This is a genomic window from Arthrobacter pascens, assembly GCF_017052465.1.
GTDB lineage: Bacteria > Actinomycetota > Actinomycetes > Actinomycetales > Micrococcaceae > Arthrobacter > Arthrobacter pascens.
The window spans coordinates 50,450-72,544 of the sequence record NZ_JAFHKT010000128.1; the positions used below are offsets into that span (position 1 = coordinate 50,450).

Annotated in this window: 31 protein-coding genes; 1 reads left to right on the plus strand and 30 read right to left on the minus strand. The window is 63.7% G+C overall.

The features are described from left to right. Window positions 1-44: 44 nt before the first annotated feature. The 28 genes from rpsK to rpsJ form a co-directional block, all read right to left on the minus strand. On the minus strand, window positions 45-446 hold the full coding sequence (rpsK, locus tag JYA52_RS08585) for a 30S ribosomal protein S11 (protein ID WP_102973678.1): 402 nt from the start codon (window positions 444-446) through the stop codon (window positions 45-47). Between the two features lie 52 nt (window positions 447-498). Continuing rightward, the gene (rpsM, locus tag JYA52_RS08590; RefSeq protein ID WP_090950898.1) at window positions 499-873 is read right to left on the minus strand and encodes a 30S ribosomal protein S13; all 375 of its coding nucleotides are present in this window, start codon (window positions 871-873) and stop codon (window positions 499-501) included. Between the two features lie 182 nt (window positions 874-1,055). Further along, entirely contained in the window at window positions 1,056-1,169 is a 114-nt protein-coding gene (gene rpmJ, locus JYA52_RS08595; protein ID WP_009358722.1) for a 50S ribosomal protein L36, read from the minus strand. Between the two features lie 70 nt (window positions 1,170-1,239). Further along, the gene (gene infA, locus JYA52_RS08600) at window positions 1,240-1,461 is read right to left on the minus strand and encodes a translation initiation factor IF-1 (RefSeq protein WP_011775571.1); all 222 of its coding nucleotides are present in this window, start codon (window positions 1,459-1,461) and stop codon (window positions 1,240-1,242) included. Between the two features lie 196 nt (window positions 1,462-1,657). Beyond that, the gene (locus JYA52_RS08605; RefSeq protein WP_372433771.1) at window positions 1,658-2,638 is read right to left on the minus strand and encodes a P1 family peptidase; all 981 of its coding nucleotides are present in this window, start codon (window positions 2,636-2,638) and stop codon (window positions 1,658-1,660) included. Between the two features lie 132 nt (window positions 2,639-2,770). Continuing rightward, window positions 2,771-3,598 carry a type I methionyl aminopeptidase gene (map, locus tag JYA52_RS08610; RefSeq protein WP_205652784.1) on the minus strand — a complete coding sequence of 276 codons (828 nt, stop codon included), beginning with the start codon at window positions 3,596-3,598 and terminating at the stop codon, window positions 2,771-2,773. Window positions 3,599-3,720: 122 nt separating this feature from the next. Then, a complete protein-coding gene (locus tag JYA52_RS08615) occupies window positions 3,721-4,290 on the minus strand; it encodes an adenylate kinase (RefSeq protein WP_205652833.1) in 570 nt (189 codons plus the stop codon). 5 nt (window positions 4,291-4,295) lie between these two features. After that, window positions 4,296-5,606, minus strand: a complete 1,311-nt coding sequence (gene secY, locus JYA52_RS08620) for a preprotein translocase subunit SecY (RefSeq protein ID WP_205652785.1) — start codon at window positions 5,604-5,606, stop codon at window positions 4,296-4,298. A gap of 195 nt (window positions 5,607-5,801) precedes the next feature. Then, window positions 5,802-6,296, minus strand: a complete 495-nt coding sequence (rplO, locus tag JYA52_RS08625; RefSeq protein ID WP_205652786.1) for a 50S ribosomal protein L15 — start codon at window positions 6,294-6,296, stop codon at window positions 5,802-5,804. Continuing rightward, window positions 6,297-6,503 (minus strand): 50S ribosomal protein L30, encoded by a 207-nt coding sequence (gene rpmD / locus JYA52_RS08630; protein ID WP_028269574.1) that lies wholly within the window; start codon window positions 6,501-6,503, stop codon window positions 6,297-6,299. It abuts the gene before it with no gap. 2 nt (window positions 6,504-6,505) lie between these two features. Continuing rightward, a complete protein-coding gene (gene rpsE / locus JYA52_RS08635) occupies window positions 6,506-7,234 on the minus strand; it encodes a 30S ribosomal protein S5 (RefSeq protein ID WP_205652787.1) in 729 nt (242 codons plus the stop codon). Further along, window positions 7,231-7,614: a 50S ribosomal protein L18 gene (rplR, locus tag JYA52_RS08640; protein WP_091251989.1), complete on the minus strand. Its 384-nt coding sequence runs from the start codon at window positions 7,612-7,614 to the stop codon at window positions 7,231-7,233. Before rplR ends, rpsE begins: the two co-directional genes overlap by 4 nt. A gap of 2 nt (window positions 7,615-7,616) precedes the next feature. After that, window positions 7,617-8,153: a 50S ribosomal protein L6 gene (gene rplF, locus JYA52_RS08645; RefSeq protein ID WP_028269576.1), complete on the minus strand. Its 537-nt coding sequence runs from the start codon at window positions 8,151-8,153 to the stop codon at window positions 7,617-7,619. 18 nt (window positions 8,154-8,171) lie between these two features. Beyond that, window positions 8,172-8,570 (minus strand): 30S ribosomal protein S8, encoded by a 399-nt coding sequence (gene rpsH, locus JYA52_RS08650; RefSeq protein WP_056626622.1) that lies wholly within the window; start codon window positions 8,568-8,570, stop codon window positions 8,172-8,174. A gap of 82 nt (window positions 8,571-8,652) precedes the next feature. Further along, window positions 8,653-9,234: a 50S ribosomal protein L5 gene (rplE, locus tag JYA52_RS08655; RefSeq protein WP_205652788.1), complete on the minus strand. Its 582-nt coding sequence runs from the start codon at window positions 9,232-9,234 to the stop codon at window positions 8,653-8,655. Continuing rightward, entirely contained in the window at window positions 9,234-9,593 is a 360-nt protein-coding gene (gene rplX, locus JYA52_RS08660; protein WP_205652789.1) for a 50S ribosomal protein L24, read from the minus strand. The genes rplE and rplX overlap by 1 nt, the downstream gene beginning before the upstream one ends. 3 nt (window positions 9,594-9,596) lie before the next feature. After that, window positions 9,597-9,965: a 50S ribosomal protein L14 gene (gene rplN, locus JYA52_RS08665; protein ID WP_003803789.1), complete on the minus strand. Its 369-nt coding sequence runs from the start codon at window positions 9,963-9,965 to the stop codon at window positions 9,597-9,599. Window positions 9,966-10,351: 386 nt separating this feature from the next. Beyond that, window positions 10,352-10,660 carry a 30S ribosomal protein S17 gene (gene rpsQ, locus JYA52_RS08670; protein ID WP_205652790.1) on the minus strand — a complete coding sequence of 103 codons (309 nt, stop codon included), beginning with the start codon at window positions 10,658-10,660 and terminating at the stop codon, window positions 10,352-10,354. Continuing rightward, the gene (gene rpmC, locus JYA52_RS22785) at window positions 10,657-10,992 is read right to left on the minus strand and encodes a 50S ribosomal protein L29 (RefSeq protein WP_205652791.1); all 336 of its coding nucleotides are present in this window, start codon (window positions 10,990-10,992) and stop codon (window positions 10,657-10,659) included. Before rpmC ends, rpsQ begins: the two co-directional genes overlap by 4 nt. Before the next feature lie 2 nt (window positions 10,993-10,994). Then, window positions 10,995-11,411, minus strand: a complete 417-nt coding sequence (rplP, locus tag JYA52_RS08680) for a 50S ribosomal protein L16 (RefSeq protein ID WP_003803795.1) — start codon at window positions 11,409-11,411, stop codon at window positions 10,995-10,997. Further along, window positions 11,412-12,254, minus strand: coding sequence for a 30S ribosomal protein S3 (rpsC, locus tag JYA52_RS08685; protein ID WP_205652792.1), 843 nt, complete (start codon window positions 12,252-12,254; stop codon window positions 11,412-11,414). Further along, complete coding sequence (gene rplV / locus JYA52_RS08690; RefSeq protein WP_003803798.1) at window positions 12,255-12,620, minus strand: 50S ribosomal protein L22; 366 nt, start codon at window positions 12,618-12,620, stop codon at window positions 12,255-12,257. Between the two features lie 38 nt (window positions 12,621-12,658). Further along, the gene (gene rpsS / locus JYA52_RS08695; protein WP_011692805.1) at window positions 12,659-12,940 is read right to left on the minus strand and encodes a 30S ribosomal protein S19; all 282 of its coding nucleotides are present in this window, start codon (window positions 12,938-12,940) and stop codon (window positions 12,659-12,661) included. Window positions 12,941-12,952: 12 nt separating this feature from the next. Next, window positions 12,953-13,792 carry a 50S ribosomal protein L2 gene (gene rplB / locus JYA52_RS08700; RefSeq protein WP_205652793.1) on the minus strand — a complete coding sequence of 280 codons (840 nt, stop codon included), beginning with the start codon at window positions 13,790-13,792 and terminating at the stop codon, window positions 12,953-12,955. 29 nt (window positions 13,793-13,821) lie between these two features. Beyond that, a complete protein-coding gene (rplW, locus tag JYA52_RS08705) occupies window positions 13,822-14,127 on the minus strand; it encodes a 50S ribosomal protein L23 (protein WP_011692807.1) in 306 nt (101 codons plus the stop codon). After that, window positions 14,124-14,744 carry a 50S ribosomal protein L4 gene (rplD, locus tag JYA52_RS08710; protein ID WP_205652794.1) on the minus strand — a complete coding sequence of 207 codons (621 nt, stop codon included), beginning with the start codon at window positions 14,742-14,744 and terminating at the stop codon, window positions 14,124-14,126. The genes rplW and rplD overlap by 4 nt, the downstream gene beginning before the upstream one ends. A gap of 4 nt (window positions 14,745-14,748) precedes the next feature. Next, a complete protein-coding gene (gene rplC / locus JYA52_RS08715) occupies window positions 14,749-15,399 on the minus strand; it encodes a 50S ribosomal protein L3 (protein ID WP_056626643.1) in 651 nt (216 codons plus the stop codon). A 17-nt stretch (window positions 15,400-15,416) separates the two neighbouring features. Further along, window positions 15,417-15,725: a 30S ribosomal protein S10 gene (rpsJ, locus tag JYA52_RS08720; RefSeq protein WP_003803825.1), complete on the minus strand. Its 309-nt coding sequence runs from the start codon at window positions 15,723-15,725 to the stop codon at window positions 15,417-15,419. Between the two features lie 389 nt (window positions 15,726-16,114). Between rpsJ and JYA52_RS08725 the strand changes: the two genes are divergently transcribed. Next, entirely contained in the window at window positions 16,115-17,563 is a 1,449-nt protein-coding gene (locus JYA52_RS08725) for a GH1 family beta-glucosidase (protein WP_205652795.1), read from the plus strand. An 11-nt stretch (window positions 17,564-17,574) separates the two neighbouring features. On the opposite strand, the gene JYA52_RS22790 is transcribed toward JYA52_RS08725, so the two are convergent. Together JYA52_RS22790 and JYA52_RS08730 are read right to left on the minus strand one after the other, a co-directional pair. Continuing rightward, the gene (locus JYA52_RS22790; RefSeq protein ID WP_276208554.1) at window positions 17,575-17,700 is read right to left on the minus strand and encodes a hypothetical protein; all 126 of its coding nucleotides are present in this window, start codon (window positions 17,698-17,700) and stop codon (window positions 17,575-17,577) included. A gap of 64 nt (window positions 17,701-17,764) precedes the next feature. Beyond that, window positions 17,765-21,988, minus strand: a complete 4,224-nt coding sequence (locus JYA52_RS08730) for a hypothetical protein (RefSeq protein ID WP_205652796.1) — start codon at window positions 21,986-21,988, stop codon at window positions 17,765-17,767. Window positions 21,989-22,095: the final 107 nt, after the last annotated feature.

Here is a 22,095-nt window from a genome sequence, read left to right on the forward strand (position 1 = left end):
CGGACCCGGTAAGGGTCCGGGCAAGCTCCGGTCAGCGGAAAAGCTTAGACGCGGCGGCGCTTCGGGGGACGGCAGCCGTTGTGCGCGGCGGGGGTGACGTCCTGGATGGAGCCGACCTCGAGGCCAGCGGCCTGCAGCGAACGGATGGCGGTCTCGCGTCCGGATCCCGGTCCCTTGACGAACACGTCAACCTTCTTCAGGCCGTGCTCCTGTGCACGCTTGGCAGCAGCTTCGGCAGCCATCTGTGCAGCGAACGGGGTGGACTTGCGTGAGCCCTTGAATCCAACCTCACCGGCGGAAGCCCAGGAGATGACAGCACCGGACGGGTCCGTGATGGACACGATGGTGTTGTTAAAGGTGCTCTTGATGTGCGCCTGGCCAAGCGCGATATTCTTCTTGTCCTTCTTACGCGGCTTGCGAACCGCGCCACGAGTCTTCGGGGGCATTATTTCTCCTACAGAAAGTTATCGGGGGAAAACCGAGTTAATCCCTCAGGGATTAACGGGCCTTCTTCTTGCCGGCGACGGTACGCTTCGGGCCCTTGCGGGTACGGGCGTTGGTCTTCGTACGCTGTCCGCGTACGGGCAGGCCCTTGCGGTGACGCAGGCCTTCGTAGCTGCCGATTTCGACCTTGCGGCGGATATCTGCGGCCACTTCGCGGCGAAGGTCACCCTCAACCTTGTAGTTGCCTTCAATGTAGTCACGCAGCTGGACCAGTTCGGCGTCGCTGAGGTCCTTTACGCGGACGTCAGCGCTGATGCCGGTGGCAGCCAGGGTTTCGTGTGCACGGGTCTTGCCCACGCCGTAGATGTAAGTAAGCGCAATTTCCAGCCGCTTTTCGCGGGGAATGTCTACGCCAGCGAGACGAGCCATAGTGGCAGTACTCCTTGAATAAACCGGAGGTCGTAGGCAGTACACCCGCACGATCAGTGCGGCCCCAGCCTCCGACCGGGGGTTAGCTGTCCGGACTCTTTAGAGCTCAATGTTCCAGTTCAGCTTGTGCTGCCTTTTATTTACTTGCGTGGGTTAGCAACCCAGGGATTCCCGGAAGGGAATTAGCCCTGGCGCTGCTTGTGGCGCGGGTTCTCGCAGATCACCATGACCCGGCCATTACGGCGGATCACTTTGCACTTTTCGCAGATCTGCTTGACGCTCGGCTTGACCTTCATGGCGTTCCTTTGCGTGATAGCAGTTGGTCCGATGGACCGGCCTTCGGCAGTTGCTCTGGCCGCCCAACGTTTACTTGTAGCGGTAGACGATACGACCACGTGTCAGGTCGTAAGGGCTCAGCTCCACCACTACCCGGTCCTCAGGGAGAATCCTGATGTAGTGCTGACGCATTTTTCCAGAGATGTGTGCCAGAACGACGTGCTTGTTGGTGAGCTCAACACGAAACATCGCGTTGGGCAGCGCCTCAGTCACTACGCCCTCGATCTCTATGACCCCGTCCTTCTTGGCCATATCCTCCGCTAACTGTTGTTTGCCTCAGCCCACCGGATTGCACCGGGCATGACTGCGGACGTTTTTTTGATTTGATTGATCGTCGCCAGCCGGCCGCAAATGGGCGTGGCAGGGCAGACAACCAACAAGCAACACTACGGCATTTGGTCCGGAATGTTAAATCCAGCCATGGTAGCGCACAATGCCGCCGCGCGCATCAAAATCTGTACGCCGCGAAGGTGCCCGCCGCAGTTGTCACGGCCTCCGCGCTGCGGATCCCGTCCAGGATTGCCAAGCGTACGACGTCGGCTGCCGCACTCTGCAGGGTGATGAGACTCACCTGCCGGGCAGTCTCCGTGGTCCGGTCCAGCTTCACGGCGCCCGTCGCCAGGCAGAAGACCGTGTCCCCGTCGGCCAGCGTGTGGCTCGGGTTCAGCGCCCTGGCGAGTCCCGCGTGCGCAGCCGATGCGGTCCGCTTGCACTCGGCCGAGTCAAGGACGGCATTGGTGGCGACAACGACCAGGGTGGTGTTGAGCTGCGGTCCGGCTTCCGTCCCAGCGGCCGAAGTTTCGGCAGGCTCAGCCAGCGGCCCCCACGGCAGGCCCAGCGCGTTCACTACTGCCAGGGCCCCAACAACCACCCCGTTGTCCAGAGTGACGGAGGCGGTACCTACTCCCCCTTTGAACTGGCCCCGTCCCAGGACCGCTCCGGTGCCGGCTCCCACATTGCCGCGTTCGACGTCGTGCCCGTCGTTCTGGGCCCCCGCGGCAGCAGCCGCCGCGTAGCCCATCGCGGCGTCGGGGCGGGCGGAGAAGTCGCCGCCGCGGCCGAGGTCGAAGATGGCCGCGGCCGGGACGATCGGGACCACCCCTCCGGTGACCTCGAAGCCCCGTCCCTGCTCCTCGCACCAGCGCTGGGCGCCGTGCGCGGTGGCAAGCCCGTAGGCGCTTCCCCCGGTGAGCACCACGGCGTCCACCGTCGGGACCAGCGTCGTGGGGTCGAGCGCATCGGTCTCGTGCGTGCCGGGGCCTCCCCCGCGGACATCCACCGAGCCCACGGTTCCCGGCGGCGGCAGGACCACCGTCACGCCGCTCAGCCAGCCGCCGTCGGACTTTTGCCGGTGCCCGACCCGCAGGCCCGGCACATCAGTAATGGATCCCGTCGCTTGCCCTGTCCCAGTGGCTTCCATGGCTCCCATTCTGCACCGTGGCGAGTCCCCGGACCTGGCGTGCTGACGCAGATAATTCCCCGTGACGCGCAAAATCCCTGGCGACACCGGAATTCCGGTGTCGCCAGGGATTTTGCGTGTCCCCAGACTAAAGGTGCGTCGTCAGGGAATCGGAACCGGAACCACGCCGAGCGGCGCAAGCTGGGCGGCACCGCCGTCGGGCGCTGACAGCACCCAGATGCCCTGCTCATGGACGGCGACGGAGTGCTCCCACTGGCAGGACCGCTTGCCGTCGGTGGTGACCACTGTCCAGTCATCGTCCAGGACAGCGGTTTCGATGCTGCCGCGCACCAGCATCGGCTCGATCGCGAGGCACAGGCCCGGGCGGATCTTCGGACCGCGGTGGCTGGTGCGGTAGTTCAGCACGTCCGGCGCCATGTGCATCTCGGAGCCGATGCCGTGGCCGACGTAGTCCTCGAGGATTCCCAGTGGCTTGCCCGGCACGGCGGAGACGTAGTCGTCCACGGCGCAGCCGATGTCGCCCACGAATTTGCCGGTGGCCAGCGCGGCGATGCCCCGCCACATGGCAGCCTGCGTGACGTCCGAGAGGCGCTGGTCCTCGGGGTCGGCCGTCCCCACGATGACCGTTCGCGCGGAATCCGAGTGCCAGCCGTCCACGATCGCGCCGCCGTCGATCGAGATGATGTCGCCGTCCTGCAACACTCTGGGTCCGGGGATCCCGTGGACCACTTCCTCGTTCACGGACGTGCAGATGCTGGCGGGGAACCCGTGGTAGCCCAGGAAGTTCGACTTTGCCCCTGCCTCCAGAAGCACGCCGGCGAACACGTCGTCGAGCTGCTTCGTGGTGACGCCGGGCGCCGCCGCGGCCACCGCGGCGTCCAGGGCGCGGCTCAGGACCACCCCCGCCTCGTGCATGGTGCGCATCTGGGCGTTGGTCTTGTACTCAATCCGTGGCTGGCCGAATGCCATCTGCGGTTTTCCTCTCGGTGGTGCCCCCGCCGGCGGAGCTGCCGGCGGGGTGTGCCGTGGTGGCTAAAAGCCGGAGGCCCCTCCCAATGAACCGGGAGGAGCCTCGTAGCGTGGTTACTGAATCAGGCTGCCTGAGCCTCTTTGATGGCCTGCATGACGCGGTCAGTGACTTCGTCGATGGCGCCGATGCCGTCCACCTGGGTCAGGATGCCGCGCTCGGCATACTTGGCCACAACGGCCTCGGTCTGCTCGTGGTACAGGTCCAGCCGGTGGCGGATGACGGCCTCGTTGTCGTCGCTGCGTCCGGTTTCCTTCGCACGGCCCAGGAGCCGGGCGACCAGTTCCTCGTCGTCCGCGGTCAGCTGGAGGACGACGTCGAGCTTCTGGTCACCATTGGCCAGGATCTCGTCGAGGTAGTCAACCTGCGCCGTGGTGCGCGGGTAGCCGTCCAGCAGGAACCCGTCCTCGACGTCGGATTCGCTGAGGCGGTCGCGGACCATTTTGTTGGTCACGCTGTCCGGCACAAAGTCCCCGGCGTCCATGTACTTCTTGGCCTCGACGCCCAGCGGGGTCTCGCCCCTGACGTTGGCCCGGAAGATGTCGCCGGTGGAGATCGCAACGACGCCGAGGCGCTCCGAGATGCGTTCCGCCTGCGTACCCTTGCCGGAACCCGGAGGTCCGATAATCAACATTCTGGTCATCGCAATAGCCCTTCGTAGTGACGCTGCTGTAGCTGCGCGTCAATTTGCTTGACGGTTTCCAGGCCAACGCCCACCATGATCAGGATCGAGGTGCCACCGAACGGGAAGTTCTGGTTTGCGTTGATCAGCACGAGCGCCACCAGCGGGATCAGCGCCACGAAGCCAAGGTAGATGGCCCCGGGAAGCGTGATCCGCGACAGGACGTACTGCAGGTAATCCGCGGTCGGCTTGCCGGCACGGATACCCGGAATGAAGCCGCCGTATTTCTTCATGTTGTCCGAGACCTCTTCAGGGTTGAAGGTGATCGCGACGTAGAAGTATGTAAAGAAAACGATCATGGCGAAGTAAAGCGCCATGTAGATGGGGTGGTCCCCGCGGGTCAGGTTGTTGTTGATCCACTCAACCCACGGCTGGACCGGCTGCCCCGGCTGCGGCTGGTTGAACTGCGAGATCAACGCCGGCAGGTAGAGCATGGAGGACGCGAAGATGACCGGGATGACTCCGGCCATGTTCACCTTGATGGGGATGTAGGTGCTGGTGCCGCCCACCGTCCGCCGTCCGATCATCCGCTTGGCGTACTGCACCGGGATGCGGCGCTGTGACTGCTCCACGAAGACCACCAAGGCGACCGTCAGCAGGCCGATGGCGAGAACGAGGAAGAACGTGCCCGGACCCTGCGACGTCCAGATGGCGCCCAGGGAGGTGGGGAAGCCTGCAGCGATGGCGGTGAAGATCAGCAGCGACATGCCGTTGCCCACGCCCTTTTCAGTCACGAGCTCGCCCATCCACATGATGAGGCCTGTGCCGGCCGTCAGCGTGATGATGATCAGGATCGTGGTGATGACGCTGTTGTCCGGGATGATCGGCAGGTTGCAGCCGGGCAGCAGCTGCCCGGAGCGCGCGAGGGACACCAGCGTGGTGGCGTTCAGCAGGCCGAGGGCAATGGTGAGGTAACGCGTGTACTGCGTCAGCTTCGACTGCCCCGAGGCGCCTTCTTCGTGCAGCTGCTGGAACCGGGGTATGACCACCCGGAGCAGTTGCACGATGATGCTTGCCGTGATGTACGGCATGATTCCCAAAGCAAAGATGGAGACCTGCAGCAATGCACCGCCGCTGAAAAGATTGACGAGCTGGTAGATCCCGCCCTGGGTCTGCCCGGTCGACAAGCATTGCTGGACATTCTGGTAGTTCACACCAGGCGAGGGGATGAAGGCTCCCAAGCGGAAGATTGTGATGATTCCCAGCGTGAACAACAACTTGCGTCGCAGATCAGGCGTTCGAAAAGCCCGGCCGAATGCGCTAAGCAAGCGTCCTCCTCAGAAATTATTAAGTCTTGTGATGCGGGTCAATAAACCCAACAACCGAGTCTAACGGTTGATTGCGTGATGCGAACAATCCGAAAGGGCCGGCGATTACGAAAAACTCCCGGCACGGGGGCCTCGGCCCCGCGTACCGGGAGTTTCAACGACGGGCATCAGCCCACCGTTCCCTGGAGGAATCTCCTAGAGAGCGGTGGTGCTTCCGCCTGCTGCAGCGATCTTTTCAGTGGCGCTGGCCGAGAATGCGTGGGCCGTGACGTCAACCTTGACGGTGATGTCGCCGGTGCCAAGCACCTTCACGGGCTGGTTCTTGCGAACGGCACCCTTTGCAACCAGGTCCTCCACGGTGACAGTGCCACCTTCCGGGAAGAGCTCGTTGAGACGGTCCAGGTTTACAACCTGGAACTCAACCCGGAACGGGTTCTTGAAGCCGCGCAGCTTCGGCAGGCGCATGTGCAGCGGCAGCTGGCCGCCGGCAAAGCCAGCCTTGATCTGGTAGCGGGCCTTCGTACCCTTGGTACCGCGACCGGCGGTCTTACCCTTGGAACCTTCACCACGACCAACGCGGGTCTTGGCGGTCTTGGCACCCGGGGCGGGACGCAGGTGGTGAACCTTCAGCGCGTTCTGCTTCTCAGCAGCGCCGCTCTGTGCCTTCTCAGCAGTGTTCTTCTCTGCCATTTACTTCGCCTCCTCTACCTTTACCAGGTGCGGAACCGTGTTGAGCATTCCAACGGTCACGGCGTCGGCGGTGCGGACAACGGTGTGTCCGATCCGCTTCAGGCCGAGGGACCGCAGGGTGTCGCGCTGGTTCTGCTTGCCGCCAATGGCGGACTTGATCTGAGTGATCTCCAACTGGGTGTCGGAGGGAATCAGGTTCTTAGCCATTGCTAGACACCCGCCTTCTGGTTCAGCAGAGCGCGCACCAGTGCCGGCGGAGCGATCTCGTCCAGCGGCAGGCCACGGCGTGCTGCCACGGCTGCCGGCTCTTCGAGGCGCTTCAGGGCGTCAACAGTCGCGTGAACGATGTTGATGGCGTTCGAGGAACCGAGCGACTTGGAGAGGATGTCGTGGATACCCACGCACTCCAGTACTGCACGGACCGGGCCACCGGCGATAACACCGGTACCGGCGGAAGCCGGACGCAGCATTACAACGCCTGCGGCAGCTTCGCCCTGGACGCGGTGAGGGATGGTGCTGCCAACGCGGGGAACGCGGAAGAAGGACTTCTTGGCCTCTTCAACGCCCTTCGCGATTGCAGCGGGAACTTCCTTGGCCTTGCCGTAGCCGACGCCGACCATGCCGTTACCGTCACCAACGACGACGAGTGCGGTGAAGCTGAAGCGACGACCACCCTTGACGACCTTGGAAACGCGGTTGATGGTAACAACGCGCTCTACGAACTGGCTCTTCTCGGCTTCACGGCCGCCGTCGCGGCCGCCACGGCCACCACGGTCGCCGCGGCCCTGGCCACGGTCGCCACGCTCGCCGCGACGGGCGCCACCACGGCGGTCGTCGGCAGCTGCGGGGGCAGTGGTCTCAGTGGCCTCAGCAGCTACGGCTTCAGGCGCCTTCTGATCTGCAGACACAGTGTCCTTTTCCTTGTTTGCTTCCGTCACAGTGACAGCCCACCTTCACGTGCACCGTCAGCGACGGCGGCGATCCGGCCGTGGTACTTGTTACCACCGCGGTCGAAGACAACAGCTTCGATACCGGCAGCCTTGGCACGCTCGGCGACCAGTTCGCCAACGCGCTTAGCCTTGGCGGTCTTGTCACCATCGAATGCACGAAGGTCGGCTTCCAGTGTGGAGGCGCTTGCCACGGTCAGGCCCTTGGTGTCATCGACAACCTGGACGAATACGTGGCGTGCGGAGCGGTTGACGACCAGACGAGGGCGTACAGCCGTACCGGAGATGCGCTTGCGGATACGAAGCTGGCGGCGGCTGCGCTGGGCAGACTTGCTCTTGTTCGTACGCTTCTTGTTAATTGCGATCGCCATGGTTACTTACCAGCCTTTCCGACCTTGCGGCGGATGACTTCGCCTGCGTAACGGATGCCCTTGCCCTTGTAGGGGTCCGGCTTCCGCAGCTTGCGAATGTTGGCAGCAACCTCGCCGACCTGCTGCTTGGAGATACCTGAAACAGAGAGCTTGGTCGGGGTCTCAACTGCAAAGGTGATGCCGTTCGGTGCCGAGACATTGACCGGGTGGCTGTAGCCCAGAGCGAACTCCAGGTCAGAACCCTTGGCCTGGACGCGGTAACCAGTACCGACAATCTCAAGCTTCTTCTCGTAGCCTGCGGTGACACCCTGGATCATGTTGGCGATCAGGGTGCGGGTCAGGCCGTGCAGCGAACGTGAGGCGCGCTCGTCGTTCGGGCGGGCGACAGTCAGGGTGCCATCTTCCAGGGTGACCTCGATCGGGCTGGCCACAGTGTGGCTCAGCTCGCCTTTGGAACCCTTGACGCTGACGACAGAGCCGTCAACCTTGACCTCAACGCCGGCAGGAACGGTGATGGGGAGACGTCCAATACGTGACATTATTCTCTTCCTTTCCCGTTACCAGACGTAAGCGAGGACTTCGCCGCCCACGCCCTTCTTGCCGGCCTGCTTGTCAGTCAAGAGGCCGGAAGAGGTGGACAGGATTGCGACACCCAGGCCACCGAGCACGTGCGGCAGGTTGGTGGACTTCGCGTAAACGCGGAGTCCCGGCTTGGAAATACGACGAACACCGGCGATTGAACGCTCGCGGTTCGGACCGAACTTGAGCTCGATGGTCAGCTTCTTGCCGACCTCTGCGTCTTCTTCTTTCCAGGAGGCGATGTAACCTTCAGCCTTCAGGATGTCGGCAACGCGTGCCTTGAGCTTGCTGTACGGCATAGACACGGAATCGTGGTATGCCGAGTTTGCGTTGCGCAGACGCGTAAGCATGTCTGCGACAGGATCTGTCATTGTCATTTGGGCTCTTGCCCTTCCTCGTAACGGTTTCCGCTGTGCTGACCCTTAGGGATCAGAGCAGCCGGACCTTTTACGTAGCTAATTAAGCTTCGGTCTTGAACGGGAAACCAAGCGCCTTGAGCAGCGCGCGGCCTTCGTCGTCGGTCTTGGCGGTGGTCACAACCGTGATGTCCATACCGCGAACGCGGTCGATGGAATCCTGGTCGATCTCGTGGAACATAACCTGCTCGGTCAGACCGAAGGTGTAGTTGCCGTTGCCATCGAACTGCTTGCCGCTGAGGCCGCGGAAGTCACGGATACGCGGCAGAGCCAGCGTGACCAGACGGTCCACGAATTCCCACATGCGGTCACCACGCAGGGTAGCGTGTGCACCGATGGGCATGCCTTCGCGCAGCTTGAACTGGGCGATCGACTTGCGGGCCTTGGTTACCTGCGGCTTCTGGCCGGTGATCAGGGTGAGGTCGCGGACAGCGCCGTCGATCAGCTTGGAGTCCTTGGCGGCATCTCCAACACCCATGTTCACAACAACCTTGACCAGGCGGGGAACCTGGTTAACGTTCTGGTACTTGAATTCATCCTGGAGCGTAGCCTTGATGGATTCTGCGTACTTGGTCTTCAGACGAGGAACGATCTTCGTTGCCGGAGTCTCGAGAGTCTCAGTCATTAGATGTCCTTCCCGGAGCTCTTGGCCACGCGTACGCGCACTTCGCGCTTCACGCCATTGCGCTCCACGGTCTCGGTGCGGAAGCCAACGCGCGTGGGCTTCTTGGTGGACGGGTCAACCAAGGCCACGTTGGAGATGTGGATCGGTGCCTCGACGACCTCGATGCCACCGGTCTTGGTGCCGCGCTGCGACTGACCGACCTTGGTGTGCTTGGTTACGCGGTTAATGCCTTCAACCAACACGCGGTTGGTGTCCGGGAAGACGCGCAGAACCTTGCCCTGCTTGCCACGGTCGCCGCCGCGCTCAGCCTTGGCGCCAGTGATGACCTGAACCAGGTCACCCTTCTTGATCTTAGCCATGGACTAGAGCACCTCCGGAGCCAGAGAAACGATCTTCATGAACTTCTTGTCACGGAGTTCACGACCAACCGGTCCGAAGATACGGGTGCCGCGGGGGTCACCGTCGTTCTTCAGGATCACAGCTGCGTTCTCGTCAAACTTGATGTAGGAACCATCCGCACGGCGGCGTTCCTTCTTGGTACGGACGATGACAGCCTTGACGACATCGCCCTTCTTTACGTTGCCGCCCGGGATTGCGTCCTTGACGGTAGCGACGATGACGTCGCCGATGCCTGCGTAGCGACGGCCAGATCCACCGAGAACGCGAATGGTAAGGATTTCCTTAGCACCCGTGTTGTCGGCGACCTTGAGTCGCGACTCCTGCTGAATCACTATTTACTCCTTGCGTCGCGCCGGTTCTCAGACCGAAAATCTTCCTACGGAATGAGCCTTGCGGAACGGTTGATCGGGGTGTCTCTTGACCTGCCTGGATTTTGCCAGACCAGGCCTAAACGCCCGTGCCAAAAACATTTGCTTCCCAGGCGGATTTGGACGCAGTCCAAGCGCAGGGGGGCACTATGCCGTGGCACGATTGTTTACGAGGTTTGCTGACGGCACACAAAAGGCGCCATACAAACTCAAAATCTTAGCACAGTTCGGGCCCAGCCCCATATCACAGCAGCCGGGGCTCCGCTAAACGCTGCTTAACAAGGAAACCCCCGCTCCCACAGGGAACGGGGGTTTCCGGCGCCGCGCCGGGAAAGGCGAAGCTGCAGGTGTTACTTGGCCTTTTCGAGGATCTCCACCAGGCGCCACCGCTTGGTAGCGGAGAGCGGGCGGGTCTCGGCGAGGAGAACGAGGTCGCCGATGCCGGCGGTGTTCTCTTCGTCGTGAGCCTTGATCTTCGAGGTGCGGCGGATGACCTTGCCGTAGAGGGCGTGCTTCACGCGGTCTTCAACCTGGACAACGATGGTCTTTTCCATCTTGTCCGAGACTACATAGCCGCGCTTCGTCTTACGGTAACCGCGCTCGCCAGCCGTAGCCGTTGCGGAAACAGTTTCCGTCACGTTCTCGTCCTTTTCACTCACTTGGCGTCCTCCTCAGTCTCAGCCTCGGCCGGCTTTTCAGCCTTCTCAGCCTTGGCTGCGGACTTCTTGGACTTCTTTTCTTCCTTGGCTTCCGCAACCGGTGCGGCAACCTCGGCACGAATGCCCAGCTCGCGCTCACGGAGAACGGTGTAGATGCGTGCGATGTCCTTCTTTACCGCGCGCAGACGACCGTGGTTCTCCAGCTGTCCGGTGGCGGACTGGAAACGCAGGTTGAACAGCTCTTCCTTGGACTTGCGGAGTTCTTCAACGAGACGCTCGTTGTCGAAACCGTCCAGCTGTGCGGGTGCGAGATCCTTCGACCCTACTGCCATTTCTATTCACCACCTTCGCGACGCACAATGCGTGCCTTCAACGGGAGCTTGTGGATTGCCAGGCGCAGGGCCTCGCGAGCTACCTCTTCATTGACACCGGAGAGTTCGAACAGAACCCGGCCCGGCTTGACGTTAGCGACCCACCATTCCGGAGAACCCTTACCGGAACCCATGCGGGTTTCGGCCGGCTTCTTCGTCAGCGGACGGTCCGGGTAGATGTTGATCCAGACCTTACCGCCACGCTTGATGTGGCGGGTCATCGCGATACGGGCAGATTCGATCTGACGGTTCGTGACGTAAGCCGGGCTCAGGGCCTGGATGCCGTACTCACCGAAGGAGACCTTGGTGCCGCCCGTAGCAGCGCCGGAACGACCCGGGTGGTGCTGCTTACGGTGCTTGACTCGACGTGGGATAAGCATTTAAGCCTGTCCTCCTTCTGCTGCCTGTGCCGGTGCGGCAGGAGCTGCCTCGGCTGCCGGAGCTGCAGCAGCAGGTGCTGCGTCGGCTGCCGGACGGTCGGTACGACGGCGGCGGTCACCACGGTCGGCGCCACCCGGGCGGCCCGGACGGTCGCCGGTGCGTCCGCGGGACGGAGCAGCAGCTGCCTGCTGGGCCAGTTCCTTGGAGGTGACGTCACCCTTGTAGATCCAGACCTTCACGCCGATGCGGCCGAAGGTGGTCTTGGCTTCGTAGAAGCCGTAGTCGATGTTCGCGCGGAGGGTGTGCAGGGGCACACGGCCTTCGCGGTAGAACTCCGAGCGGGACATTTCTGCGCCACCCAGACGGCCGGAGCACGCGATACGGATACCCTTGGCACCGGCACGCTGCGCGGACTGCATGGCCTTCTTCATCGCACGGCGGAAAGCCACGCGGGAAGTCAGCTGCTCAGCAACGCCCTGGGCAACAAGCTGGGCTTCCATCTCGGGGTTCTTGACCTCGAGGATGTTCAGCTGAACCTGCTTGCCGGTGAGCTTTTCGAGCTCGCCGCGGATGCGGTCTGCTTCTGCGCCGCGGCGGCCGATAACGATGCCCGGACGTGCCGTGTGGATGTCCACGCGGACGCGGTCACGGGTGCGCTCGATCTCTACCTTGGCGATGCCGGCGCGCTCCATGCCCGTGGACATGAGCTGGCGGATACGGATGTCTTCGCGAACGAAGTCCTTGTACCGCTGACCGGACTTGGTGCTGTCAGCGAACCAGTGCGATACGTGATCGGTGGTGATGCCGAGTCGGAACCCGTGCGGGTTTACTTTCTGTCCCACTTAGCGAGCCTCCTCTTTCTCCGGGGTAGCGACTACCACGGTGATGTGGCTGGTGCGCTTCTTGATCTGAAATGCACGACCCTGAGCACGCGGCTGGAACCGCTTCATGGTCGGGCCTTCATCAACAAACGCTTCGCTGATGATGAGGTCACCTTCGTCAAACGCAACGCCGTCGCGGTCCGCGAGGACCCGGGCGTTGGAGATTGCCGACTGAACTACCTTGAATACCGGCTCAGAAGCTGCCTGGGGGGCAAACTTCAGAATTGCCAGAGCCTCGTTCGCTTGCTTACCACGAACAAGGTTGACGACGCGCCGGGCCTTCATAGGCGTTACGCGGATGTGACGCGCAATTGCCTTGGCTTCCATTGCTTTCCTTCTCTCGTCTTTGACGTAAGTGCAGGCGCCTAGCGGCGCTTGCCCTTACGGTCGTCCTTGACATGGCCGCGGAATGTCCGCGTCGGAGCGAATTCGCCGAGCTTGTGCCCGACCATCGACTCGGTGACAAACACCGGGATGTGCTTGCGTCCGTCGTGCACGGCGATCGTGTGCCCGAGCATGTCGGGGATGATCATCGAGCGGCGGGACCAGGTCTTGATGACGTTCTTGGTGCCCTTTTCGTTTTCCCTGTCCACCTTCACAAAGAGGTGCTGGTCAACGAAAGGACCTTTTTTCAGGCTGCGTGGCATGTGTCCAGGCTCCTATCGCTTGTTCTTGCCAGTACGACGGCGACGAACAATAAGCTTGTCGCTCTCTTTGTTGGGACGGCGGGTACGGCCTTCAGCCTTACCATTCGGGTTGACCGGGTGACGTCCACCGGAGGTCTTACCTTCACCACCACCGTGCGGGTGATCGACCGGGTTCATGGCAACACCACGGACGGTCGGGCGAACGCCCTTCCACCGCATACGGCCGGCCTTACCCCAGTTGATGTTCGACTGCTCAGCGTTGCCGACCTCGCCGATGGTTGCGCGGCAGCGCACATCAACGTTGCGGATTTCGCCGGAGGGCAGACGCAGCTGGGCGAAACGGCCTTCCTTGGCGACGAGCTGAACAGAAGCTCCAGCGGAACGTGCCATCTTGGCGCCGCCACCCGGGCGCAGTTCAACTGCGTGGATAACGGTACCGACGGGGATGTTGCGCAGGGGCAGGTTGTTGCCAGGCTTGATGTCAGCGTTGGCGCCGGCCTCCACGAAGTCACCCTGGGAGAGCTTGTTCGGGGCGATGATGTAACGCTTGGTGCCATCAACGTAGTGCAGGAGGGCGATGCGAGCCGTGCGGTTCGGATCGTACTCGATTTCGGCAACGCGGGCGTTGACGCCGTCCTTGTCGTGGCGACGGAAGTCGATCAGACGGTACTGACGCTTGTGTCCACCACCCTTGTGACGGGTCGTGATCTTACCGGTGTTGTTACGGCCACCCTTTTTGGGCAACGGACGTACCAACGACTTTTCCGGCGTCGACCGTGTGATTTCAGTGAAGTCCGCTACGCTCGAGCCGCGACGGCCCGGGGTAGTCGGCTTGTATTTACGGATTCCCATAAGTCATTTCCTCGTTAAAGTGGTCTCCGCTACGCGAGCGGACCGCCGAAGATGTCGATAGTGCCTTCTTTGAGGGTCACAATTGCACGCTTGGTGTTCTTGCGGGTACCCCATCCGAATTTGGTGCGCTTGCGCTTACCGGCACGGTTGATGGTGTTGATCGATTCGACCTTGACGGAGAAAATCTTCTCCACGGCCAGCTTGATCTCGGTCTTGTTCGAGCGGGGGTCCACCAGGAAGGTGTACTTGCCCTCGTCGATCAGGCCGTAGCTTTTTTCCGACACGACGGGTGCAAGCACGACGTCGCGGGGGTCTTTGATGGTGGCTGCGCTCACTTGGCATCCTCCTCGTTCTTTGCAGCCTTGTCAGCAACGAATGCTTCATAGGCAGCCTTGGTGAAGACTACGTCGTCAGAAACGAGAACGTCGTAGGTGTTCAGCTGGTCTGCGTACAGAACGTGAACTTCCTCGAGGTTGCGCACGGACAGTGCAGCAACATCGTTGGCGCGCTCAATGACAACGAGCAGGTTCTTGCGCTCGGAGACGCCGCGCAGCGTTGCCAGTGCTTCCTTGGAGGACGGCTTCTCGCCGGCAACCAGGTCAGCAACGACGTGGATGCGTCCGTTACGGGCGCGGTCAGACAGTGCGCCGCGGAGTGCAGCAGCAATCATCTTCTTGGGGGTGCGCTGGCTGTAGTCACGCGGGGTGGGACCGTGGACAACGCCACCACCGGTCATGTGAGGAGCACGGATCGAACCCTGACGGGCGCGGCCGGTACCCTTCTGCTTGAACGGCTTGCGGCCTGCACCGGAAACTTCGGCGCGGGTCTTGGTCTTGTGGGTACCCTGGCGAGCAGCAGCGAGCTGCGCAACGACGACCTGGTGCAGCAGCGGCACGTTGGTCTGAACGTCGAAGATCTCTGCAGGCAGGTCAACCTTGACAGTGTTAGCCATTGGACTAGGCTCCCTTCACGGCGGTGCGTACGAGTACGACCTGGCCGCGGGCGCCGGGGACGGCACCCTTGATCAGGAGCAGCGACTTCTCGACGTCAACCGCATGAACGGTGAGGTTCAGCGTGGTGTGACGAACGGCGCCCATGCGGCCGGCCATTTTCATGCCCTTGAAGACGCGGCTCGGGGTGGATGCGCCACCGATTGAACCGGGCTTACGGTGGTTCTTGTGGGCACCGTGGGAAGCTCCAACGCCGTGGAAGCCGTGACGCTTCATAACACCGGCGAAGCCCTTACCCTTGGTGGTGCCGATGACGTCGATCTTCTGGCCGGCTTCGAAGAGCTCTACAGAAAGCTCCTGGCCCAGCTCGTAAGAGTCAGCATCTGCGGTGCGCAGTTCGACGACGTGGCGGCGAGGCGTGACGCCTGCCTTCTCAAAGTGACCAGCCAGCGGCTTGGTGACCTTGCGGGGATCGATCTGGCCGTAGCCGATCTGAACGGCGACGTAGCCATCAGTCTCTGCGTTGCGCAGCTGGGTGATGACGTTCGAGTCAGCCTGGACAACAGTGACGGGGATGAGCTTGTTGTTCTCGTCCCAGACCTGGGTCATGCCGAGCTTCGTGCCCAGCAGGCCCTTTACGTTACGGGTTGCGGTCATAGTCTCTCAGCACCTCCCTACAGCTTGATTTCGATGTTCACGTCGGCGGGCAGGTCGAGGCGCATAAGCGAGTCAACTGCCTTCGGCGTGGGGTCGATGATGTCGATCAGACGCTTGTGCGTGCGCATTTCAAAGTGCTCGCGGCTGTCCTTGTACTTGTGGGGAGAGCGGATAACGCAGTACACGTTCTTCTCCGTCGGCAGCGGCACGGGGCCCACTACCGTTGCGCCTGCGCGCGTGACCGTCTCAACGATCTTCCGTGCTGAAACGTCAATGACCTCGTGGTCGTATGACTTCAGCCGGATGCGGATTTTTTGTCCCGCCATGTCGCCTGACTCTCTTTCAGTAAATGCTGCTCTGTTTACTTACCTGTTGTATGTGGCTGCCGAAGCATTTGAAGTTTGAACTACCACCCGCCGCACAAGCTGAATCCGGATGAATCCGGGTTCCTCAACCTGCCGACGTAACCGACCCCCGCGGTCGGGCGTGTCGCACCTTCGAAGCGTGCGAGCCCGCAGTTCCATGGGGAGTGGGTTATGTTTGGACTTCGACCTGGACCCTGGCACCCGGCATTATCCGGATCGGGACGCGAAGAAGCGCTTGAACAACTCATCTAGTATGCCGGATTTTGCCCGGGGATGCGAATCAGCCCGCTGCGAGCCGGGCACGGGCCCGGGTCATTGCCTTCGGAAATCTTCGAATGGATGATAGATGAATGGCCGTGCAGAATGCTGACGCCGTAAACAACTCCTCCGTGCAGGACCTCGCCGGTCGGCTCAGGCCCGGTTTCACCTTGGGCGTGGCGGCTGCGGCATTCCAGATCGAGGGCGCCCTCGCCGCCGACGGCCGGGGCCCGTCAGGCTGGGACGCGTTCGCCGAAAAACCCGGCAAGATACTGAATGGGCACTCCCCCGCGGTGGCCTGCGACCATTACAACCGGGTTCCCGAGGACATTGCACTCATCCGGGAACTGGGGATCGACTCCTACCGGTTCTCGCTGTCCTGGCCGCGGATCCAGCCGGACGGCCGCGGTCCCTTCAACTCCCAGGGCCTGGATTTCTACGACAGGCTCATCGACCAACTGCTCGCAGCGGGCATCTCCCCCATGGTGACCCTCTACCACTGGGACACACCGCTCCCCCTCGAACGCAGCGGCGGCTGGATGAACCGCGCCACGGCGGAGCACTTCGCGGCGTACGCCGCGGCCGCCGGCAAACGGCTCGGCGACCGTGTGGCGCAGTGGGTCACGCTCAACGAACCCGTCTCCGTAACGCTGAACGGCTATGCGCTCGGCGTGCACGCGCCCGGCCGGGATCTGCTGTTCAAGGCCCTGCCCTCGGTGCATCACCAGCTGCTGGCCCACGGGCTTGCCGTCCAGGCGCTGCGGGCCGCCGGTGTTGCCGGCGGCATCGGTGTGACCAACCTTCACTCGCCCGTACGCCCGGCCTCGCGGAGGTTCACCGACCGCCTGCTGGCCAAAGTCTTTGACCTGGTCCTGAACAGGATTTACGCCGATCCCATCCTGCTGGGCCGCTATCCGAAGCCTCCCGTCGCTGCCCGCCCCTGGTTCAGGTACCTCACCAAAGCGTCCGACGACGACCTCCGCCTCATCAGCCAGCCCCTGGACTTCTACGGGGTGAACTACTACTACCCGGTGAAAGTGGCCACCGGGCGCGGCCCGGCCGAGAGTCCCGCGGGCAGGACCGAGACCATGACGCGCATGCCGTTCCATCTGGCGGCGTTTCCGGAATACGACACCACGGGGTTCGGCTGGCCGGTGGCACCCGAACATCTGGGAATCCTGCTCCGTGAACTCAAGGACAGGTATGGGGCCGCCCTGCCTCCGCTGTACATCACGGAGAGCGGCGCAAGCTTCCCGGAGCCGGAGCACGTTGCCGGGCCCATCGCGGACGCCCGCCGCATCGACTATCTGGCCCACCACCTTCAGCAGGCGATGGCGTCCACCGCGCCAGGCGGCATCGCGCACGACGTGGAACTGCTGGGCTACTACGTCTGGACGCTGATGGATAACTTCGAATGGGCGGCCGGGTATTCGCAGCGTTTCGGCCTGGTGCATGTGGACTTTGACACGCTGAAGCGCACGCCCAAGACGTCCTTCTACTGGCTGCAGGCCCTCAGCCGTGCCAGGAAGGCACGCGCCTGAGGAACCCGCCGCTATTTGTTCTTGTTGGCCCGGTTGATGCGCTTGGCGCGGTCAATCTCATTGCGGAAATGCTTCTTGGCCCAGAAAACACCCGCCACAACGGCTGCAGCCACAATCAGGAAAATCAGAAATTCCATGATGTGCCCCCTCTCTTGGGGCAACGATATCAGGGCACGGCCGTGCCGCATTGACGGGTGCTGCTCAGTCTGTTCCCGCCGGCTTGCCGCGGCTGAGCCTCCAGAGGGCGAGTGCGATGAGGCCGGCTGCAATCAGGGCGAGCAGCACATACGTGTACTGGCGCATGGCCCACATGATGCAAAGTGCCACACCCGCCGCACCCCACCACACAAAAAGCCGTTCGCCGTAGCCCAGCCCCGCCACGATCAGCACGGCGAAGCATGCCAGCACCCAGAGTTGCTGGGCACCGTCGCCTCCCAGGATCACCAGAAGCCCGCCCAGCGAGAGCAGCCCAGCGGCAAGGCCGACGTAAAGCCTGCCGGCAGCGTCATGACCGGACCGGTAGCGCAGCACGCCGAGGACCGCGGCCAGCACCACGTACCACTGGGCTGTCCAGAACGGGTCAGGCCAGAAGGGGTCGTCCCGGAACGGACCCGGCAGCCCGGGCTCGGCAAACAGCGCCGCGCGCTGAACCGCGGCGGTCACCGCAAGGGACCCCAGCTCCGCGGCAGGCCTCCGCATCGCTGCCGGCACCTCCAGCCAGACGACGACGGCGGTCGTGGCCACCAGCGCTGCCCCGGTCCACGACGTTGCGCTGTACAGCAACCCCGTGAACCCCGCGGCCGAGAAGCCCAGGATGGCGGCTCCAACCAGGGAGAGGTAGGGGATGTCGCTGTAGCGGCTGCCTGCCTCCGGCGAGCCGCCTGCCAACCGTCCCTGACCCTGCAGGCGCAGCCTGCGGAGCCTGCCCGCCGCGTAGAGAGCCATGGACGCCGCACCGACCCCAGCCAGCCACGGCAGGTAAAAGCCCCAGGGTCCTGGCACCTCTCCCAGTGCTTCTTCTGCCACCATTCCCGCCCCTGCCAGGGCCGCCAGAACTGCCGGCGGGTAGAAAACGGGCAACTGTTCAACGTGGGCTGCCGCGAAACACGCCGACGAAAGCGACAGCACGGCCAGGCCGGAAATCCACGCAGCGGACGCCGGCGCCAGCGCGGCCGATGCAGCCCCGAACGTGAGGGCAGCCGCCAGCCACAGCCAGCGGTCAACTCCCTCGCCTGGCCTGCGCCGCAGCACCACCCCGCCTGCCGTGGCCGCCAGGGACAGCCCCAGCAAAGCCGAGGCGACGCCAGCAGCGGTCAACACGGGGGCTGCCAGGAGCACTGTGTTCGAGGAAGCCTGAGGGAACGGCAGGAGCGGCCCCAACGCGATCACGGCGAAGGCGGCAGTGTAGACGGCCAGGTAGACAGCTCCGCGGGCGGCAAATATCCGGCTGGCCGCAACGGCGGAGAGCAGCAGCAGAAGCAGGGACAACAGCACCACCCAGCGGCCGCCGTAGTCCGCGGCAGGACCCGTCCGGAACGGCTGGGCAAGATACACGAGCGGCAGCAGCGCCTGGCCGGCCAGGGTAATCCAGACTGCCGCCTGCTGGAACGGGACGTCGGTCATGCGGTGACGCATGGCCCAGCGGATGATGTGCTGGGCAGCGAACACCAGCGCGAAGGCCACGGCAACGACGGTGGGTGAGGCCGAGACATCGTAGCTGAGCACCACGGCCAGCGCAGCTGCCAGGATGCGGGCCGCTGCGAAGTACCAGCCCTTCCACATGCGCTCCTTCACGGCAACCACCATGGCCGCGCTGAAGACCGCGAAGATGCCCAGCAGAATTTCAACGGCAGGAAGGCTCTCCCCGCGCAGCAACAGCAGGAGGGCGAAGGTTGCCGGGGCGAACACCGCGGACCATCGCTGCAGGCGGAGCAGGTAGCCGGCTGCTGCGGCACCGGTCGAGAGGAGCACCGTGGTGAACGCGGCATGCGGCGGCAGCGTCTCCGGTTCGAAGCCCGACCCACCGCCATCCACGGCCACGATGGCTGCTGCCTGCAGCACGAGAAGGACGGCGGCATCTGCCAGGTCGTGGCGTTTGGCTGTCCCGCGGAGAGCCGCACGCAACGGAACGGCCAGCTGAAGGAACAGCGCGACGGCGAGGACAGTGGCGGGGGCAAGCTCCTCCCCTCCCAGCAGCAGGGGGCCGGTGTCACGGTCGAGCTGGTGGAAGAGGGTCAGCACCAGAGCCGTCGCGGCAGCACGGGCGAGCCACCAGTAGCACCGCCCGCGCGGCGTCCCGCCCGTCCGCACAGCCGGCGTTCCTCCGCCGGCAGCGTCCTTCCCGGCGCGGGCGGCGGTCAGCGCAAGGTAGCCCGTGGCGAGGGCCAGCGCTGCATTACCCAGCGGAAGTGTGAGGGTTTCGAAGGCCAGGGGCACGGCCGCCGCGGAGACCAGCAGCGGAACAGCCTCGGCGATGGAGAGGCGCCAGCTGCCCTTGTCTTCCTGCCGCGGAAACAGCATCACGCCCACGGCAAGCGACGCCACGAGCTGGGCTCCGAGGGCAATACCCCCAACGTGCTCCACCTCCGGAAACAGTAAGGACTCCTGCTCAATGAGCGCCAGCATTGTCGTGGCCCCTGCGCCTGCGGCGGTGAACAGCCCCAGGCTGAGCTGCGGTGCCAGGGCGCGGATACCGCGGCGGAGCAGGACGGCCGTTGCCAGCTGCTGAATGACCAGGACAAGGCACAGCGCCAGGAGTGCGGACTGGAAACGGGCGTCACTGTCACCGACGGCGGCCGCCGTCACAACGGGTGCCGCCAGGGTGAGTGCCAGCCGGGCAGCCAGGAAAAAATGGAGCCTCAGCGGCGCGGCGGCCGGAACGGAACGCAGAATCCAGTAGATCGCTCCGGCCACGAGCGCTCCTGCCAGCGTCCAGGCACCCAGCGGGCCAGCCAGGAGTATGGCCATGCCAAGGGCCCCGGCCGGGGCCCACTCCGCAGCTCCGCGCTGCCTGGCGGCCAGCACCATGCCCGTCAGGAGCGCGATCCCAGTCAGGGCCGCCAAGGGCCACTCTTCAGCGGAGCCCGCCAGTCTCATCAGGGGATCCCCCGGCTCCACGACCGCGAAGGCAACGGTCACCAGCAGCTGACAAGCAAAGGTGGCGAGCACGTCCGTCTGCCATCGGCTGTGGCGTATGACGCCGGTGACCAGGTCCTGGAAGGGGCCCCTTCCCAAGCCGCCGGCACGCACGACGGCTGCCACTGCTTGGACGGCCAGCAGCACGGCCGCCGCGGCGAGGGCGGCACTCCCCCGGTTTGTCAGGTCCCATACCGCGACGGAAACCGCCACCGTCAGGCTTAGCCTGGCCGCGAGGAACTGGAGTGTGCGGGCCTGTGTCCCGGGCGCCAGGGACGTGACGGCGAAGTAGCACCCGCACATTGCCATGACGCGTGCATAATCCCCCCGTCCGAGCACCAGCGGAACGATCGTGGCGCCGATTGCCACTGCAGGAACGATGAAGGGATTCAGCTGGGCCAGCGGCCTAAGATACAGCGGCGGCAGCCATCGAGGCTGCAGGATGGCAAGGACGGTGAAAGACGCCGCCACCCCGATGAGCGCTGTGAAGTACCAGACCAGCGCCCCGCCAAGGACCGCAACCCCGGAGCAGGCAGTGGTTGCGAGGAAGGACAGCGACAGATAGACGAGCACCCGGCTCTCGAGGCGAACGGCCGCTACGGCGTAGGCCGCCGTCCCGACAGCCGACGTGGTCAGCCAGGCGAGCGGCGCGTTCTCCAGGACAAGCGTGTCCATGGCCAGACCGGCCACCGGTATCAGCGCGAGCCCCGTTCCGGAGAAGGCCACGGCGGCCGGCTTCAGCCGCGGTGCGCGCCCGTACAGGACCAGGCCTGCCAGATAGAACAGCGCCGTGATGGTGCAGACGCCCGCGAACCGCAACGGCGCGGGAAGCCCGGTGCCGATAAAGAGTGACCCCGCCGCGACGAGGAGCAGGCTGGCAACGTAGAGAGTGATGTTGATGCTCTGCTGCTCGCGCTTGGCCCGTGTAAGCTCGCGCTCGGCCCGTTCCCGCTCACGCTCCGCACGAAGGTCGGCGTCTGAACGCGCTGGAAGGGACGACGGATATGTCGGCGCAGCCGGCCCCGCCGAATCGAATGGGGGCCGTTGCGGTGCCAGCCGCCGCGGTGCCGGCGCTGCAGGGCGAGTTTCCGGGCGTTCAGCGGCCGGCGGTTCAGCGGCCGGAGGTTCAGTGGCAGGCGCCGGGGTTACGGGAGCGGGAAACTCCGGTGCCCGGGGCGCCGCAGCTGCGGGCTGTGCCGCGCCTGCCGAGTGGGCCAGCGCGTCCACCCAACCCTGGAGGTGTCCGGCCCGGTAGCCGGCGTTGTATGCCTCATCGGTGGAGCTCCACATGCCGTCGCCTTCCGACTATTGCCGACGGCACCAGATCCCGGAAGCAATTAATCCAATGAATGGATTAAGAGTAGCCAAAAAACAGCCCCGCTGCACTAGCAGCGGGG

Bases quoted from the DNA above. Each gene is read 5' to 3' on its own strand.
- rpsK (WP_102973678.1), bottom strand. From the start codon at position 446: ATGCCCCCGAAGACTCGTGGCGCGGTTCGCAAGCCGCGTAAGAAGGAC.
- rpsM (WP_090950898.1), bottom strand. From the start codon at position 873: ATGGCTCGTCTCGCTGGCGTAGACATTCCCCGCGAAAAGCGGCTGGAA.
- rpmJ (WP_009358722.1), bottom strand. From the start codon at position 1,169: ATGAAGGTCAAGCCGAGCGTCAAGCAGATCTGCGAAAAGTGCAAAGTG.
- infA (WP_011775571.1), bottom strand. From the start codon at position 1,461: ATGGCCAAGAAGGACGGGGTCATAGAGATCGAGGGCGTAGTGACTGAG.
- JYA52_RS08605 (WP_372433771.1), bottom strand. From the start codon at position 2,638: ATGGGAGCCATGGAAGCCACTGGGACAGGGCAAGCGACGGGATCCATT.
- map (WP_205652784.1), bottom strand. From the start codon at position 3,598: ATGGCATTCGGCCAGCCACGGATTGAGTACAAGACCAACGCCCAGATG.
- JYA52_RS08615 (WP_205652833.1), bottom strand. From the start codon at position 4,290: ATGTTGATTATCGGACCTCCGGGTTCCGGCAAGGGTACGCAGGCGGAA.
- rplO (WP_205652786.1), bottom strand. From the start codon at position 6,296: ATGGCAGAGAAGAACACTGCTGAGAAGGCACAGAGCGGCGCTGCTGAG.
- rpmD (WP_028269574.1), bottom strand. From the start codon at position 6,503: ATGGCTAAGAACCTGATTCCCTCCGACACCCAGTTGGAGATCACTCAG.
- rplR (WP_091251989.1), bottom strand. From the start codon at position 7,614: ATGGCGATCGCAATTAACAAGAAGCGTACGAACAAGAGCAAGTCTGCC.
- rplF (WP_028269576.1), bottom strand. From the start codon at position 8,153: ATGTCACGTATTGGACGTCTCCCCATCACCGTTCCTGCCGGCGTTGAG.
- rpsH (WP_056626622.1), bottom strand. From the start codon at position 8,570: ATGACAATGACAGATCCTGTCGCAGACATGCTTACGCGTCTGCGCAAC.
- rplE (WP_205652788.1), bottom strand. From the start codon at position 9,234: ATGACTGAGACTCTCGAGACTCCGGCAACGAAGATCGTTCCTCGTCTG.
- rplX (WP_205652789.1), bottom strand. From the start codon at position 9,593: ATGGCTAAGATCAAGAAGGGTGACCTGGTTCAGGTCATCACTGGCGCC.
- rpmC (WP_205652791.1), bottom strand. From the start codon at position 10,992: ATGGCAGTAGGGTCGAAGGATCTCGCACCCGCACAGCTGGACGGTTTC.
- rplP (WP_003803795.1), bottom strand. From the start codon at position 11,411: ATGCTTATCCCACGTCGAGTCAAGCACCGTAAGCAGCACCACCCGGGT.
- rplV (WP_003803798.1), bottom strand. From the start codon at position 12,620: ATGGAAGCCAAGGCAATTGCGCGTCACATCCGCGTAACGCCTATGAAG.
- rpsS (WP_011692805.1), bottom strand. From the start codon at position 12,940: ATGCCACGCAGCCTGAAAAAAGGTCCTTTCGTTGACCAGCACCTCTTT.
- rplB (WP_205652793.1), bottom strand. From the start codon at position 13,792: ATGGGAATCCGTAAATACAAGCCGACTACCCCGGGCCGTCGCGGCTCG.
- rplD (WP_205652794.1), bottom strand. From the start codon at position 14,744: ATGGCTAACACTGTCAAGGTTGACCTGCCTGCAGAGATCTTCGACGTT.
- rplC (WP_056626643.1), bottom strand. From the start codon at position 15,399: ATGACCGCAACCCGTAACGTAAAGGGCCTGCTGGGCACGAAGCTCGGC.
- rpsJ (WP_003803825.1), bottom strand. From the start codon at position 15,725: ATGGCGGGACAAAAAATCCGCATCCGGCTGAAGTCATACGACCACGAG.
- JYA52_RS08725 (WP_205652795.1), top strand. From the start codon at position 16,115: ATGGCCGTGCAGAATGCTGACGCCGTAAACAACTCCTCCGTGCAGGAC.
- JYA52_RS22790 (WP_276208554.1), bottom strand. From the start codon at position 17,700: ATGGAATTTCTGATTTTCCTGATTGTGGCTGCAGCCGTTGTGGCGGGT.
- JYA52_RS08730 (WP_205652796.1), bottom strand. From the start codon at position 21,988: ATGTGGAGCTCCACCGATGAGGCATACAACGCCGGCTACCGGGCCGGA.